Source organism: Ruegeria sp. CJ3 (assembly GCF_056536725.1).
Window position 1 is genome coordinate 20,425 of the sequence record NZ_JBQFQE010000005.1, and the last position, 15,132, is coordinate 35,556.

Genomic DNA, 15,132 nt, shown 5'->3' on the forward strand with positions numbered 1-15,132 from the left:
CACAGATTCGTCCCCGGAATCATACCCAGGGGCGGGCCTGACTGGCGTGATCTTCGAATTTGTCGATGTGGTGGTCCTTTTCCATCGTCAGTCCGATATCGTCCAGACCGTTCAGCAGGCAGTGCTTGCGGTGCGGATCGATGTCGAATTCGATGACCACACCATCCGACGTGGTGATCTGCTGGTCTTCCAGATGCACGGTCATGCGGGCGTTTTCACCCTTATGCGCGTCCTCCATCAGGATCACGTGATGTTCTTCCTCGACCACGATGGGCAGGATGCCGTTCTTGAAGCAGTTGTTGAAGAAGATGTCGGCGAAGCTGGTCGAGATCACCACCTTGATGCCGAAATCCTTGATCGCCCAAGGCGCGTGTTCGCGGGACGAGCCGCAGCCGAAGTTATCGCCGGCCACCAAAATCTCGGTGTTGCGATAGGCGGGTTTGTTCAGCACGAAATCCTCGTTCTCGCCGCCATGATCGTGATAGCGCATCTCGTCAAAAAGCACGACGCCAAGGCCGGACCGCTTGATGGTTTTCAGGTGCACTTTGGGAATGATCATATCGGTGTCGATATTGATCAGCGGCATTGGGGCGGCCACCCCGTGGACTTTGTCGAACTTTTCCATGTCTACACTCCTGCGGGGTAGGGCCGCGCCCGTGCCTCGCGTTTAAGCTTCGGTTGTTTCGTCTTTGGGTGCGTTCTTGACGAAGAAGGCCATGAAGACCAGGCCAAACCCGTTGAACAGCATCTCAATGCCCAGGAAGATCCCCAGGATGCTCAGCAGTGCCTGCGGTTCCTGCCCGACATAGCTCCAGATGATGCCTGCCAGAATGATCGACAGCACACCCGAGATGATGGTCGGCCAGAAGAACTGCGTGCCCTTCATCTGGAATGACAGGATGATCCGCGCGATGCCGCCTGCCATGAACAGGATCAGCATCACGGTTGCCAGTGTCAGCGTGCCCTGCAGCGGGTGATCCAGGAAGGACCAGCCCAGAAACAGCATGACTGCACCCATGATGAGCGACAGGATTTTGTTGCCGGTACCTTCGACGGTAAAGCCGCCGACGATCTGCAATGCGCCCGCGATCAGCAGCAACACACCGGTAACGACTGTTACGGCTACGGATGCCACGACCGGCGCGCCCAGCACAAAGATACCGAACGCTATGGACAGAAGCCCCAGCAGGAGCCATTTGATCCAGTCACTCATTTGTTCAATCCCTCAAATATCTAGATATGAGCGGACCTTACATCAATTCACGGACGTCCGTAAGACGTCCCGTGATCGCTGCCGCGGCAGCCATCGCAGGGCTCAGCAGGTGGGTCCGTCCACCCCGCCCCTGACGCCCTTCGAAGTTACGGTTCGAGGTCGCGGCGCAGCGCTCGCCCGGTTGCAACTGGTCGGGATTCATCGCCAGACACATCGAGCATCCCGCCAGACGCCATTCGAACCCGGCCTCTTTGAAGATGTCGGCCAGACCTTCTTCTTCGGCCTGAGCGCGGACAAGACCCGAACCGGGTACGACCATGGCCCGCATCCCGTCCTTGATCTTCTTGCCCTTGAGGATTTCGGCGGCGGCACGCAAGTCTTCGATCCGGCCATTGGTGCAGGACCCGATAAAGACGGTATCGACCTCGACGTCGCTCAGCTTCTGACCGGCTTCCAGTCCCATGTATTCGATGGATCGGCGGGCCGCGTCGACCTTGCCGCCTTCGAAATCATCGGGGTGCGGCACGGTCGCGGTGATCGGCAGGACGTCTTCGGGGCTGGTGCCCCAAGTTACGACGGGTGCGATGTCTTCACCGCGCAGGGTGATGACCTTGTCGAAATGCGCATCTTCGTCGGTATAGAGCGTTTTCCACCAGTTCAGCGCTGCCTCCCATTGTGCCCCCTTGGGCGCATGCGGGCGGCCTTTGACATACTCATAGGTGGTCTCGTCAGGGGCGATCAGGCCTGCGCGGGCACCGCCTTCGATGGCCATGTTGCAGACGGTCATGCGGCCTTCCATCGACAGATCGCGGATCGCTTCACCGCAATATTCGATGACATAGCCGGTGCCGCCAGCGGTCCCGGTCTCGCCGATCACGGCCAGAGTGATGTCCTTGGCGGTCACGCCCGGCTGCAGTTTGCCGGTGATTTCCACCTTCATGTTCTTGGATTTCTTCTGGATCAGGGTCTGGGTGGCCAGAACATGCTCAACCTCGGATGTGCCGATACCGTGTGCCAGCGCGCCAAACGCGCCGTGGGTGGCGGTGTGGCTGTCGCCACACACAACGGTCATGCCGGGCAGGGTCCAGCCCTGTTCGGGACCGACGATGTGGACGATGCCCTGACGGACGTCATGCACCGGGTAATAGTGGATGCCGAAATCCTTGGCGTTCTTGTCCAGCGCTTCGACCTGAATACGCGATTCCGGGTTTTCGATCCCGTTTACGCGATCCGGCGTAGTCGGCACGTTGTGATCCGGCACGGCGATGGTTTTTTCCGGCGCGCGCACCTGGCGACCTGCCATGCGCAGGCCTTCGAACGCCTGCGGGCTGGTCACTTCGTGCACCAGATGGCGGTCGATATACAGCAGGCAGGTGCCATCATCGGCTTCATGCGCGACATGGGCATCCCAGATCTTGTCATAGAGTGTTTTGGGGGACATCGGTCCTCTCCCGTATGTAATGAGAAATAGCTGGCGAGGTGGCTTAGGCCGCGGATAGGCGGGCCAGAACCGTGCGGGCAGCCCCAAAGAACCGTTCGCGCAAACGGGCGCGATCTTCCAGATTCTGTTCTTGGGCCACATTGAGTCTCATGGCGTCCAGATATATCGGGGTTTGCCGTCAATCAAGGTTCAATCCGATCACAGGCTTGCATCCCCGCACACGGATGGTCAATCTGACGATCATGAACCAGGACCTGCTACCGGAAACGCTGTCCGAGCTTTATGCCAATATGACGGCGGCCTTCTCCTCTCAATTCGCAAACCTGATCGAGTTGATCGTGACGCCGGGCTGGCGGCAGTACCAGTTGATCATCATCCTGTTTCTCTGGGGGGTGGCGTTTCTACTGAAGCTGCTAACCCAGGGCCGGTGGGAGGCGTGGGCCCGCGCGCGCATTGGCTGGCCGAAATGGCGGCTGCGTACCTTGATCCAGTTGATGCGCCGTCTGACGCTGGTTTATTTCGTGCTGCTTTCTTGGGGTCTTTATTGGGTGATGCAGCAGGCGACATGGCCCTCGCGCAGCTACATCATCGGTGTTTTTGCAACGCTGGCCGCCGCGTGGCTGGCGATTGCGCTGGTCTCAAGGCTGGTGCGAAACCGGACCCTGCGGCAAATCTTCAAATGGTCGATGTGGGTCTATGCAACGCTTGTTGCGCTGAATCTGACAGATGATGTGGCTGGGTTTCTGGATGGCGTCGCGATTTCCATCGGCGATCTGCATATCTCGGCGCTGGGGATTCTTAAGGCTGTCCTGCTGATCGGTGTTCTGTTGACACTGGCGCGGGTGGGCACCCGCGCGGCCGAGCGGGGGCTAAACAGCAATGACGATATATCCCCTTCGATGCAGGTGCTGCTGGCCAAGGGGATTCAGGTATTGCTGTACGGTGCGGTGTTCATGGCCGCAATCCGCACGCTGGGCTTTGACCTGACCGGGATCGCCTTGTTGTCCGGGGCTATCGGGGTTGGGATCGGGTTTGGGCTGCAGAAAGTAGTCTCGAACCTGATCTCGGGCATCATCATCCTGATGGATCGGTCGATCAAACCGGGTGATGTGATCTCGCTGGGGGACACGTTCGGTTGGATAAACGCACTGGGCGCGCGGTACGTGTCGGTGGTGACGCGGGATGGGCGGGAATACCTGATCCCGAACGAGGATCTGATCACCAATCAGGTCGTGAACTGGTCGCATTCGGATAAGTTCGTGCGCCTCGATCTGGATTTCGGAACCAGTTATGGCGATGACCCGCATCTGGTCCGTGCGACAGCGATCCGTGCGGTAAAGTCGGTGGATCGCGTGCTGTCGACCAGCAAGCACCAACCGGTCTGCCATATCACAGGTTTTGGCGACAGCAGCGTCGACTACCTGCTGCGATTCTGGATCAGCGATCCCACCAAGGGGCTGACCAATATCCGCGGCAATGTCTACCTGGCCCTGTGGGATGCGTTTCAGGCCGAAAACATCTCGCTGCCCTTCCCGCAACGCGAGGTGCGGCTGCTGCCGGACGACGCAGACACGCAACAACTCGCCAAAGAGTGAGCGCGCGTCAGGCCCCTTGGCAGCCCTTTCATTGAAATGTTGCAATCCCCTTGTTACCTTAATAGTACCCCAGCGCCGGGGTTCTGGCGGCGCGCAGCAAAGGAGGACTATGTCCTGTCTCTACATACCCAGGCGGGTTTGCCCGCCGAAGACGGGGCCAGCGTAATGGCCCACTCTCAGTCAATCAGCGACAAGCTGCTTGAACGTATCCTTTCCTCACTTTCCGATGACAAGGCCGAAGACGTCGTGCAGATCAACCTGCAGGGCAAGTCGTCTGTTGCGGATCACATGGTGATTGCCTCGGGTCGGTCGACCCGTCAGGTCTCGGCCATGGCGGAAAAGCTGACGGATCGCATCAAGCAGGAATTCGGTTTCACCTCGAAGGTCGAAGGCAAGGATGCCGGCGACTGGGTGCTGATCGATACGGGCGACGTGATCGTCCATATCTTCCGCCCCGAAGTGCGTGAATTCTACCAGCTGGAAAAGATGTGGCTGCCTCAGGGCGGCAGCGCCTCGGCCAACTGAGGCGCTATCCCGGTCCGTATTGAAGGGCCGGAGGCGAGAGAGACATGCGTATCAGCATCGTTGCGGTCGGGCGATTGCGCGCCGGACCGGAGAAATCCCTGCTTGATGATTATCTGACTCGTTTCGACCGGACCGGCCGTGGCTTGGGCCTTGGTCCTGCGCGGGTGATCGAGGTTGAGGACAAGAAAAACGCGGGTATGGGAGCTGAGGGTGCTTTGTTGCGCAAGGCTCTGCCCAAAGGCGCTGTGATCTGCACTTTGGACGAACGCGGGCGGGTGATGTCGTCGCCGGATTTTGCGCAGAAACTGAGTGGCTGGCGTGATGCCGGGCGGCAGGATCTGGCATTGATCATCGGTGGTGCGGACGGGATCGACCCTAATCTGCGGGCTGAGGCGGATTTTTCGATCTCATTCGGGGCGATGGTCTGGCCCCATATGTTGGTTCGTGTGATGCTGGCGGAACAGCTCTATCGGGCCGCAACCATCTTGTCGGGTGGCCCTTATCACCGGGTCTAACATGGCGCAGCTTCTGATCGTTTACCACTCACGCACAGGCGGGGCCCGGCAGATGGCCGAGGCCGCTGCTGATGCCGCGCGCGATGAGGCAGATGTCGTCCTGAAAGTTGCCGATCAAGCGGGGCCGGAGGATCTGCTGGCCGCCGGCGGCTATATCTTCTGCGCGCCCGAGAATCTGGCGGCGATTTCGGGTCTGATGAAGGAGTTTTTCGACCGCAGCTATTACCCCGTGCTGGGAAAGATCGAAGGCCGCCCCTATGCCCGGATGATCTGCGCCGGGTCCGACGGGCAGAACGCCGCCCGTCAGATCGCCCGCATTGCAACCGGCTGGCGGCTGAAAGAGGTGCAGCCGCCGTTGATCTTGTGCACCCATGCGCAAACGCCCGAGGCGATTCTGGCCGAAAAGACCATTCCGCAGGATCAACTGGAGCAATGCCGTGAGATCGGCGCGGCGCTGGGCGCGGGTCTGACGTTGGGTGTGTTCTAGTTCAGAGAAACCACAAAAGTCTCCTTGGCCCAGCCATCCACATTGGTGCGTGCCTGAACCTGTACCTGAGAGGTGCCTGCCGGGATCGCGACACCGCTGAGAGACCGGGTAAACGGCTGTTCATTCTCATGCGGGTGATGCAGCACGCGCATCCCCAGCTCGGTCCCCTCCATATCCAGCACGCGCCAACCGTCAGCATAATCGTCCCAACCGGTTTCCGGGTGCGAGACGGTCACGTCGAATCGCCACGTATCTCCGCTCTGCCGGGCGGTGACGTTTTCGATCACGGGATCATCGGCAAGGGCGGGGCTGGCCAAAAGGGCGGCAAGAATCACATATCGCATGGTGTGAATATACGTCGGGTTGCAGGGCGATCCGATCACGTCTCTGTGTCCGGCGGCAGGGTCATCAGCACGCCCAGCGAATGCGAGGCGAACTCGCGCCGGTAGAGCACGCCCAGCGTCAGCAGCGACCCGATCATTAACGCCAGCGGTCCCAGAATCCACGCCACCGAGGCCAACGCAAAATAGGTGGCCCGCAAGGCGCGATTGAAACTGCGCGAGGCGGTCACGCAGATCTCGGCTGCCTGCGCGGCGCGGGGATAAGCGTGGGCATCCTGCGGGTCGTTCGGCACCGCCGCCATCAGCACCGCGCAATAGCCGAACAGGCGGTGGGCCCAGACATATTTCAGAAAAGCGTTAGACAGAAACAGCAGCATGATCAGGATCTTGATCTCCCACACCAGCGCCGGCGCGCTGCCGATAGCCAGGTCCTTGGCAACCCCGGCCAGACGTTCGGTATTGCCCAGAAGCGCCAGAGCGCCGCCAATGCCGATCATGGTGGTCGAGGCAAAAAATGTGCTGCCCTGCCGCATGTTGCCGATCACATGCGCGTCGAACATGCGCGGCTGCCGGGTCACCATCTCGCGCATCCAGTTGCGGCGGAAATCATCCATCATCATCGAGACCGACGGCTTGCCCGCGGGCGCATTCTCGATCCGCCAACCGATCCATTGCCAGGCCCCAACAAGCAGCGCAATGGCCGCATAATCGAGCGGAGAAAACAGTAGGGCGCGATCAATCCAGGTCATGCGCGGGACAGTAGGGGGCGCAGCGCAAACTTGCCAGATGGGAAAATTGGTAATATCTTTTTACCAAATGGAGGGCCCGCCATGGAGATGCCGCAACCAAACGCGAAGGTACTTGCGCGCAAAAACGCCATCGTCGCGCGTCTAAGGCAGGTGCTGCCCGAGGATGCCATCATCCACGACCCGCATGAGACCCGCGCATATGAATGCGACGCGCTGACCGCCTATCGGTGCCCCCCTATGCTGGCGGTGCTGCCATCCAGCACGCAGGAGGTCGCGGACATTCTGCGCATCTGCCATGCCGAGGGCGTGCCGGTGGTGCCGCGCGGGTCGGGCACGTCGTTGGCGGGTGGGGCGCTGCCTACCGCCGATTGCGTGATTTTGGGCGTGGCGCGGATGAATGAGGTTCTTGAGGTCGACTATGGCAACCGCTTTGTCCGTGTGCAGACGGGCCGCACCAATCTGAGCGTCACCGGCGCGGTCGAACAGGACGATTTCTTTTACGCCCCTGATCCCTCGTCACAGCTTGCCTGTGCGATTGCGGGTAACATCGCAATGAACTCGGGCGGGGCGCACTGCCTGAAATACGGGGTGACGACCAACAATCTGCTGGGCGTGACCATGGTGCTGATGGATGGCCGCGTGGTCGAGATCGGCGGTGCGCATCTGGATGCAGCCGGGCTGGATCTGTTGGGCGTGATTTGCGGGTCCGAGGGTCAGCTGGGTGTCGTGACCGAGGCGACCTTGCGCATTCTGCGCAAGCCCGAGGGCGCGCGGCCCGTTCTGATGGGGTTCGACGACAATGAGGTGGCGGGGCAATGCGTCTCGGACATCATCAAATCGGGCATTTTGCCGGTGGCGATCGAGTTCATGGATCGGCTGTGCATTCAGGCGTGTGAGAATTTCGCCCATGCGGGGTATCCCGATTGCGAAGCGTTGCTGATCGTCGAGGTGGAGGGATCAGAGGCCGAGATCGATGATCAGTTGGCCAGAATCCTTGAGATCGCACGCCGCCACAATCCGGTGGAATTGAGGGAAAGCCGGTCCTCCGAGGAAAGTGCGCGTATCTGGTTGGGCCGCAAGTCCGCCTTTGGCGCGATGGGTCAGATGAACGACTATATGTGCCTGGATGGGACGATCCCGGTCTCGTCGCTGCCCGCGGTCCTGAAGCGGATCGGGGACCTGAGCGACGCGTATGGTCTGCCGGTGGGCAACGTGTTTCACGCGGGCGATGGCAACATGCATCCCTTGATCCTGTTTGATGCCAATAAGCCTGGCGATCTGGAGAAATGCGAGGCGTTTGGGGCCGAGATACTGAAGCTCTGTGTCGACGCCGGGGGGTGTCTGACCGGAGAGCATGGGGTGGGCATCGAAAAGCGCGACTTGATGACTCATCAATATGCGCCACAGGATCTTGAGGCGCAGATGGCGGTCAAGGATGTGTTCGATCCGGCCTGGTTGCTGAACCCCGCCAAGGTGTTTCCGCTGACCGTGTCGCAGATGCGGAGGGCAGCGGAATAGGGGGGCGCTGCCCCCGCCGCGCAAGCGCGACTCCTCCGAAGTATTTTTGAACAGAAGAAGTGTAATGGAACCGCAAACGGAAACGAAACTGACTGAACTGGTGGCGGGGTTGGATGGCCCGGTCCGGATTGTGGGCGGCGGAACGCGTGGGGTGGCCGGGGCTGAGCCTGTGTTGTCTGCGGCGGGGTTGAGCGGCATCACGCTTTATGAGCCGGGGGCCCTAACGCTGGTGGCGCAGGCGGGAACGCCCGTGGCCGAGATCGAGGCGGTGCTGGAGGCGGAAGGGCAGCGACTGGCCTTTGAGCCGATGGATCATCGCGGCGTGCTGGGCACTGGCGGGGCGCCGACCATCGGCGGTGTGGTGGCGGCAAATATCTCGGGGCCGCGGCGCATTCAGGCCGGGGCCTGCCGGGATTTCCTGCTGGGCGTGCGGTTCGTCGACGGGCAGGGGCAGATCGTCAAGAATGGCGGGCGGGTGATGAAAAATGTCACTGGCTATGATCTGGTCAAGCTGATGGCCGGGTCCTGGGGCACGTTGGGCGTGTTGACCGAAGTGGCGCTGAAGGTGCTGCCCAAGCCCGAGCGGGTGGGCGCGCTTGCGATTGCGGTGCCGGACGCCGAGGTGGCGGTACGGGCGTTGTCGGCGGCGTTGACCTCGGCGTTCGAGGTCACAGGAGCGGCCTATGATCCGGTTGCGGGAAAGGCCTTGATCAGAGTCGAAGGCTTTGCGGATTCCGTTGCGTATCGGCTGGAAAGACTGGCAGCGGATCTGGGGCGTTTCGGTCAGGTGTCGGAAGAAGCCGATGCGGAAACGGTTTGGTGTTCTGTTCGCGATGTGCACGCATTTCAGGGCAAAGGCGGCGATATCTGGCGTCTGTCCGTCAAGCCCGGGGCCGCGCCCGAGATCGCGGCGCGGGCCGGGGCCGATCAGGTGTTATTCGACTGGGGTGGCGGGTTGGTTTGGCTGCGGATGCCTGCGGGTAGCAATCTTAGGGGACGGCTTGGTGCGTTTCAGGGTCATGCGTCTTTGGTCAGGGCAGATCGCGAGACCTTTGAGACTCTGGGTAGGTTTCAGCCGCAAAGCGCCGAAATTCAGGCTCTGACAAAGGGCATTCGGTTCAAATTCGATCCGCGCGGCGTGTTCAATCCGGGTTTGATGGGGTAGGCGATGCAGACGACATTTACCGAAGCGCAGTTGCGAGACCCGGCGATTCAGCGCTCGAACGAGATCTTGCGCAGTTGCGTGCATTGTGGGTTCTGTACGGCGACCTGCCCGACCTACCAGGTTTTGGGGGACGAACTGGACAGCCCGCGGGGGCGGATTTACCTGATCAAGGACATGCTCGAAAACGACCGGGTGCCGGATGAAAAGACGGTCCGGCATATTGATCGTTGTCTGTCCTGTCTGGCCTGCATGACCACCTGCCCCTCGGGCGTGCATTATATGCATCTGGTTGATCATGCGCGTGAATACATCGAGGCGAACTATAAGCGTCCGCTGACCGACCGGTTGTTGCGTTGGCTGCTGGCACGGATCCTGCCCTATCCGATGCGCTTTCGTTGGGCGTTGATCGGCGCGCGGTTGGGGCGACCGTTCCGATTTCTGATGCCGGATGCGCGGCTGCGCGCGATGCTGGATATGGTGCCGGACCGTATTCCTCCGGTCAGCCGCAATGACGATCCACAGCAGTTCTTGCCATCGGGCGCGCGCAAGATGCGCGTGGCGCTGATGACGGGTTGTGCCCAAAAGGCGCTGAACACGGATATCAACGACGCCACGATTCGGCTGCTGACCCGGCTGGGGTGCGAGGTGGTTGTGGCCGAGGGCGCGGGATGCTGCGGGGCGCTGACGCATCATATGGGCCGGACAAGCGACAGCCACGCAGCCGCGGCCGCGAATATCCGGGCGTGGATGCGCGAGATCGACGGCGGAGGGCTGGATGCGATTGTCGTCAACACCTCGGGCTGTGGCACGACCGTCAAGGATTACGGCCATATGTTCCGGAACGATCCGCTGGCCGAAGATGCTGCACGGGTGGCGGCGCTGGCCGCCGATGTGACCGAGGTATTGGCCCGGCTCGAGATGCCCGAGGCTGGGAAAAAGGACATGGTCGTTGCCTATCACGCCGCTTGTTCGCTGCAGCACGGGCAGAAGATTACCTCGCACCCCAAGGATTTGTTGAAAGCTGCCGGTTTCACCGTGTTAGAGCCTGCGGACAACCATCTGTGCTGCGGCAGCGCGGGCACTTACAACCTGTTGCAGCCCGAGATTTCGGCACAGCTGAAAGACCGCAAGGTCCGCACGCTTGAGGCCCCAGGGCCCGATGTGATCGCGGCGGGCAATATCGGCTGTATGATGCAGATCGGGTCGGGCACGCAGATTCCGGTTGTTCACACAGTTGAGCTACTGGACTGGGCGACTGGCGGACCGCGTCCCAGCGCGCTGGGGCCCGGAGGCTGACGGAGGTGCAGCATCGCTGCATCAGGCCCGCGAAAGATTCTGCAGTGCCCGGTTTGCCCTAATTTTGCCCCACCCAGCGCATTAAGGTTGTCGCCGGACCACATGACCGGAGACCCGCGTGCGCAACTGGATCACGGCGATTGTTTTTGGCCTGCTGCCCGTGGCGGCGCTGGCGCAGGACACAGGGCTGAAACGCCTTGAAACAACCGATTCCGGGCGCGAATGGATGGCGGTTGGGCGGTTGGATATTGGCGAGACCGGGTTTTGTACCGGGGCGTTGATTGCGCCAAGCCTGGTTCTGACCGCAGCGCATTGCCTGTTTGACAAGGTTTCAGGTCAGCGGATCGATCCGGCGCGGATCGAGTTTCTGGCGGGCTGGCGTCTGGGTCACGCCTCGGCCTATCGGACCGCACGGCGGACGGTGGTTCATCCGGACTATGAATATGACGGTAACGCCTCGGCCACACGGGTTCGGCACGACATTGCGCTGATCGAGCTTTGGCAGCCGATCCGTAACACCTCGGTCATTCCGTTCGACACAGGTCGCCGCCCTGCGCGAGGCGAGGATGTGGGCGTTGTCTCATACGCTCATGACCGCGCCGAGGCACCTTCGCTGCAAGAGGTCTGCTCGGTCATGGCCCGGCAGGCGGGTATTCTGGTGATGTCCTGCAATGTCGATTTCGGTGCATCCGGGGCCCCGATCTTTTCCTTTGAGGGCGAGCGCCCCCGCATTGTCTCGGTCGTTGCGGCCAAAGCCGAGATGCATGGGCGCCGCGTGGCGCTGGGCACGGCGCTGGAACATTCCTTGGAACTTTTGCAGGCCGAACTGTCCGAAGGTCGTGGCGTCAGCGCGTCAACGACGGGCAGCCGCACAAACCCCGGAGCGAAGTTTATCAAACCATGATCCGTCTGTTTCTGGGCTTTGTCCTGTTCATCACTGTTTCCGCAACCGCCGTCTTGGCCCAGAACGCCGGAAAGCGTCGCCTGACCGATCGTGACGACCTGTATGGATGGGAGGCGATCGGACGGCTGGATTTCGGTGATCAGGGGTTCTGCACCGGGACACTGATTGCCCGGGATATGGTTCTGACCGCAGCGCATTGTGCGTTGGACAAGGCCACCGGCAAGCCATACGCCCCCGGCGAAGTCACCTTTCGCGCGGGCCTGAGCGATGGTGAAGCGCTGGCCGAACGCACGGTGATCCAGATCGCGGCACATCCCGATTTCGTGGTCAATCGGCCGGTGTCTGCCCCGCGTGTCCGGGTCGATGTGGCCCTGATGCGGCTGGACGAGCCGATCCCCTATGCCATTGCCAACCCCTTTGCGCTGCACAGCGGGCGGGTCGCCGGGAACGAGATCAGCGTGGCCTCGTACGGTCGTGGGCGGGCCGAGGCCATCACGCGCCAGCGGTCCTGCCGTATCCTGCAGCGCGGGCAGGGGCTGATCAGCTTTGACTGCGACGTGACCTTCGGGTCCTCCGGGTCGGCCATTCTGGCGAAAAACGGCCCGCGCTGGCAGATTCTGTCGGTCGTCTCGGCGGTCGGAACGGATGGTCGGCAGAAGGTCGGATACGGGATGGAACTGCCCGCCGTTCTGGCCGAGCTGAAGGCGATCATGCGCCGCGATGCGCCCCGGCCCACGGCCACGATCCGCCGGTTGCAGCCGGGGTCCGGCAAATCCACGTCGGGTGCGAAATTCATCAGTTCCGGTGGGTCTTGAACCGCACCAATCCGCTTCCCATCTGAGATGTATCGGATCGCCTGCACAGGGGTCCGTCATATCACTGCCCGTCCATACGGAGGGCACCCAATCGCAAATCGCTCAAGGATGAGGATATAGACATGCGTACTTTTGACTTTGCTCCGCTGCACCGCGCCACCATCGGTTTTGATCGCGTCGCCGACATGATGGATCGTGTTCTGACCAACGACGTGGCCCAGCCCAGCTACCCTCCTTACAACATCGAAAAGACCGAAGCCGATACTTATCGCATCTCGGTGGCCGTTGCCGGTTTTGCCGAACATGACCTGTCGGTCGAAGTGAAAGAGAATTCGTTGGTCGTCTCGGGCAAGAAAGCTGCCGAGGACAAGGACCGCAGCTATCTGCACCGTGGCATCGCCACCCGCGCGTTCGAACGCCGCTTTGCGCTGGCCGACCATGTCCGCGTCACTGGCGCAAGCCACGAGAACGGAATGCTGAACATCGACCTCAAGCGTGAGGTTCCGGAGGCGCTGAAACCGCGCCGGATCGAGATTTCGTCCGGCAAAGCCATCGAAAAGGATGTGGTCGACGCCAAGGCCGTAAACTGAGGCTTTTGATCACGTGGCGATAATCCGGCCTCTCTGGGATTATCGCAGCCCACGCCCCGCGTTCCTCCAGGCGCGGGGCGAAGTGTTTTTGGTCAGTCGGCGTGTTGATGCGTGGCGAGGCACAAAAATCTGGCAATAGGCCCGACCATCACGTTAGTCTTTTTGGCAAGACCCCTTGTCGATTTGCCAAAAAGGAAAACGTGACCGATGTTCCCGAAAATTGTCTCTGCCGGCCTCTGCTGCACTGTATTTGCCCTTGCCTCGGTAACCGCTGCACCGGCCAAGGCTAGTGATACTGGCGCACTGATCGGCGGTATTGCACTTGGTGTGTTGGGGGCGTCGATTGCCAAGCACCATCACAAACATGGATCGCATTACCAGAAGCACCCCCAAGTCTCGCCTGAAGAGAACGCTATCGGTCTGTGTATGCACCGGACCCACACGGCCATGTCCAATCAGGGGTATTACGCCGTCGATTTCGAGCGGACGCTGTCCTACACGACCAATGCCGATGGCATTGACCTGATCGATCTTGAGGTCGCCCGCTCAAGCGACAGCACGGATGCGCGCAGCTATATCAAGGCGCATTGTGCAATCCAGAACGATCAGGTGGTGAATTTCCGATACTCGAACTACTGACCCGATCCGACGCGGAAACCGGCGGGTCGTTGCATTCAGGTCGCGGCCCCAGATGCGCGTGCCCGCACCGGTTGCCCCCGTCTTTTCTTTCGCAGCGTAATTTGCCAGTCTTTGCGGGAATTTGGCATCCAAAGGGATGTAAACAGGCATAACATTACCTATATATCAGGTAGATAAAACAAAAAAGGGATAGCAGATGTCGAACCAGCAGTTTGAAGCTTTGATTCAGGAAACGCAGACCAAGGTGCGCGAAAGCCAGTCGCAGATCGAAGGGCTGACCTCTCGTATCGAAGCGGCGCGGGCCAAGATCGGGACAGTCGAGGCTGATATCGACATCGAGAACGCCACTTTGGAAGACGTCCACGCCCATACCGAGGTGATGAACGCCAATATTGCCGAGCTGATCATGGGGTTGGACGATGTCACCAACGCCTTTTCCAAGGATTTCGATGAGATGCGTTCGAAAACCGGCTGGGAGTCGTTTGTCGGCATCTTCGCCAAGGCCAAATCCGAGTCGATGCGGCAGGAGCGGATGCGCACAGCCAATATCGACGACAAGCTACAGGATCTAATTGCCAAATCCGACGTGATCGTGAAGCTGTTGGAAGGGCAGTTGTCGGTACTGGAAGAACAGCGCGTGAAGGTTGAAGACAACCTGACCGTCACACTGGACGACCGCGAAGCGACCGTAGCCGAGCTTGAGGCGCTGCGCGCCGAGATTCAGGGCATGGACCCGACGATCATCACGCTGGAGAACAAAATCAGCGTCGAACAGGACGCCGCCGCGCGGACCCAGTTGGAAACTGAGCTGGCCGGGCTGAACAAGCAATACAACGCCAAGGTTCAGGAAGAGCAGGTCAAGCTGGCCAAATCCCAGACGCTGGAGCGCTATATTGAAAAGGGCAAGACCTGGGTCGATTCCCTGCAAAACCAGGCGGCGACGCAAATGGTACTGATCAACAAGCTGCAGACAGACACGCAACAGCGCGTGGTGCTGTATGACGCCCTGACCAAATCGCTGAAAACCGCGCAGCAGCAGGACGTGGCCCACCGCATCAACGAGATCGGCGTGCAGACCGACCAAGAGGCGCAAACCGCCATGGCCGCCATCGGCACCGCGACCAACCAGAAAATGGCCGACATGCTTGAGGCACATGAGGATCACATGGTCTTTGCCCGCGACGTGTTGGAGAAAAAAGCCAAGGCGGATGAACGCTTTGCCCGCCGGTTTGCCTCGATTGTCGAGAAGCATGATAAGAATTTGTATGGGGGTTGATCTTGGAGCTACTGGAATTGCTGACTTTTTTAGTGGCTCCAGAGAACTGGTTTTGGTGGGTCG

At 60.4% G+C, this 15,132-nt stretch carries 18 protein-coding genes; 12 read left to right on the forward strand and 6 right to left on the reverse strand.

Translation table 11 applies throughout. The features are described 5' to 3' along the window. Positions 1-19: 19 nt before the first annotated feature. The 4 genes from leuD to ACR0J1_RS10360 are packed head-to-tail and all read right to left on the reverse strand — an operon-like array spanning position 20 to position 2,793. Positions 20-625 (reverse strand): 3-isopropylmalate dehydratase small subunit, encoded by a 606-nt coding sequence (gene leuD, locus ACR0J1_RS10345; RefSeq protein ID WP_480732759.1) that lies wholly within the window; start codon positions 623-625, stop codon positions 20-22. 42 nt (positions 626-667) lie between these two features. Continuing rightward, positions 668-1,213, reverse strand: coding sequence for an HdeD family acid-resistance protein (locus tag ACR0J1_RS10350; RefSeq protein ID WP_480732760.1), 546 nt, complete (start codon positions 1,211-1,213; stop codon positions 668-670). A 37-nt stretch (positions 1,214-1,250) separates the two neighbouring features. Next, the gene (leuC, locus tag ACR0J1_RS10355) at positions 1,251-2,654 is read right to left on the reverse strand and encodes a 3-isopropylmalate dehydratase large subunit (RefSeq protein ID WP_480732761.1); all 1,404 of its coding nucleotides are present in this window, start codon (positions 2,652-2,654) and stop codon (positions 1,251-1,253) included. 43 nt (positions 2,655-2,697) lie between these two features. After that, positions 2,698-2,793, reverse strand: coding sequence for an isopropylmalate isomerase (locus tag ACR0J1_RS10360; protein ID WP_260023663.1), 96 nt, complete (start codon positions 2,791-2,793; stop codon positions 2,698-2,700). 85 nt (positions 2,794-2,878) lie between these two features. On the opposite strand from ACR0J1_RS10360, the gene ACR0J1_RS10365 reads away from it, so the two are divergent. The 4 genes from ACR0J1_RS10365 to ACR0J1_RS10380 all read left to right on the forward strand — a co-directional run bounded on the left by ACR0J1_RS10365 (position 2,879) and on the right by ACR0J1_RS10380 (position 5,776). Continuing rightward, positions 2,879-4,249 (forward strand): mechanosensitive ion channel family protein, encoded by a 1,371-nt coding sequence (locus tag ACR0J1_RS10365; RefSeq protein ID WP_480734525.1) that lies wholly within the window; start codon positions 2,879-2,881, stop codon positions 4,247-4,249. A gap of 165 nt (positions 4,250-4,414) precedes the next feature. Further along, positions 4,415-4,774, forward strand: a complete 360-nt coding sequence (rsfS, locus tag ACR0J1_RS10370) for a ribosome silencing factor (protein WP_058276550.1) — start codon at positions 4,415-4,417, stop codon at positions 4,772-4,774. Positions 4,775-4,818: 44 nt separating this feature from the next. Then, the gene (gene rlmH, locus ACR0J1_RS10375; protein ID WP_480732763.1) at positions 4,819-5,289 is read left to right on the forward strand and encodes a 23S rRNA (pseudouridine(1915)-N(3))-methyltransferase RlmH; all 471 of its coding nucleotides are present in this window, start codon (positions 4,819-4,821) and stop codon (positions 5,287-5,289) included. A 1-nt stretch (position 5,290) separates the two neighbouring features. Next, on the forward strand, positions 5,291-5,776 hold the full coding sequence (locus ACR0J1_RS10380) for a flavodoxin family protein (protein WP_480732764.1): 486 nt from the start codon (positions 5,291-5,293) through the stop codon (positions 5,774-5,776). On the opposite strand, the gene ACR0J1_RS10385 is transcribed toward ACR0J1_RS10380, so the two are convergent. Then, a complete protein-coding gene (locus tag ACR0J1_RS10385) occupies positions 5,773-6,120 on the reverse strand; it encodes a hypothetical protein (protein WP_480733042.1) in 348 nt (115 codons plus the stop codon). The genes ACR0J1_RS10380 and ACR0J1_RS10385 overlap by 4 nt on opposite strands. A 35-nt stretch (positions 6,121-6,155) precedes the next feature. Continuing rightward, complete coding sequence (locus ACR0J1_RS10390; protein WP_480732765.1) at positions 6,156-6,866, reverse strand: DUF599 domain-containing protein; 711 nt, start codon at positions 6,864-6,866, stop codon at positions 6,156-6,158. 81 nt (positions 6,867-6,947) lie between these two features. Here ACR0J1_RS10390 and ACR0J1_RS10395 point away from each other — a divergent pair, with 81 nt between their 5' ends. The 8 genes from ACR0J1_RS10395 to ACR0J1_RS10430 all read left to right on the forward strand — a co-directional run bounded on the left by ACR0J1_RS10395 (position 6,948) and on the right by ACR0J1_RS10430 (position 15,069). Next, positions 6,948-8,384, forward strand: coding sequence for an FAD-linked oxidase C-terminal domain-containing protein (locus ACR0J1_RS10395; RefSeq protein WP_480732766.1), 1,437 nt, complete (start codon positions 6,948-6,950; stop codon positions 8,382-8,384). A 64-nt stretch (positions 8,385-8,448) separates the two neighbouring features. Continuing rightward, a complete protein-coding gene (locus ACR0J1_RS10400; RefSeq protein WP_480732767.1) occupies positions 8,449-9,549 on the forward strand; it encodes an FAD-binding protein in 1,101 nt (366 codons plus the stop codon). Positions 9,550-9,552: 3 nt separating this feature from the next. Next, entirely contained in the window at positions 9,553-10,845 is a 1,293-nt protein-coding gene (glcF, locus tag ACR0J1_RS10405; protein WP_480732768.1) for a glycolate oxidase subunit GlcF, read from the forward strand. A 118-nt stretch (positions 10,846-10,963) separates the two neighbouring features. Next, positions 10,964-11,749, forward strand: coding sequence for a trypsin-like serine peptidase (locus ACR0J1_RS10410; protein WP_480732769.1), 786 nt, complete (start codon positions 10,964-10,966; stop codon positions 11,747-11,749). Beyond that, positions 11,746-12,564 carry a trypsin-like serine peptidase gene (locus ACR0J1_RS10415; RefSeq protein ID WP_480732770.1) on the forward strand — a complete coding sequence of 273 codons (819 nt, stop codon included), beginning with the start codon at positions 11,746-11,748 and terminating at the stop codon, positions 12,562-12,564. The genes ACR0J1_RS10410 and ACR0J1_RS10415 overlap by 4 nt, the downstream gene beginning before the upstream one ends. Before the next feature lie 122 nt (positions 12,565-12,686). Then, the gene (locus ACR0J1_RS10420) at positions 12,687-13,154 is read left to right on the forward strand and encodes an Hsp20 family protein (protein ID WP_480732771.1); all 468 of its coding nucleotides are present in this window, start codon (positions 12,687-12,689) and stop codon (positions 13,152-13,154) included. Positions 13,155-13,361: 207 nt separating this feature from the next. Beyond that, complete coding sequence (locus ACR0J1_RS10425; protein WP_480732772.1) at positions 13,362-13,793, forward strand: hypothetical protein; 432 nt, start codon at positions 13,362-13,364, stop codon at positions 13,791-13,793. Positions 13,794-13,989: 196 nt separating this feature from the next. After that, positions 13,990-15,069 (forward strand): hypothetical protein, encoded by a 1,080-nt coding sequence (locus ACR0J1_RS10430; protein WP_480732773.1) that lies wholly within the window; start codon positions 13,990-13,992, stop codon positions 15,067-15,069. Positions 15,070-15,132 lie beyond the last annotated feature (63 nt).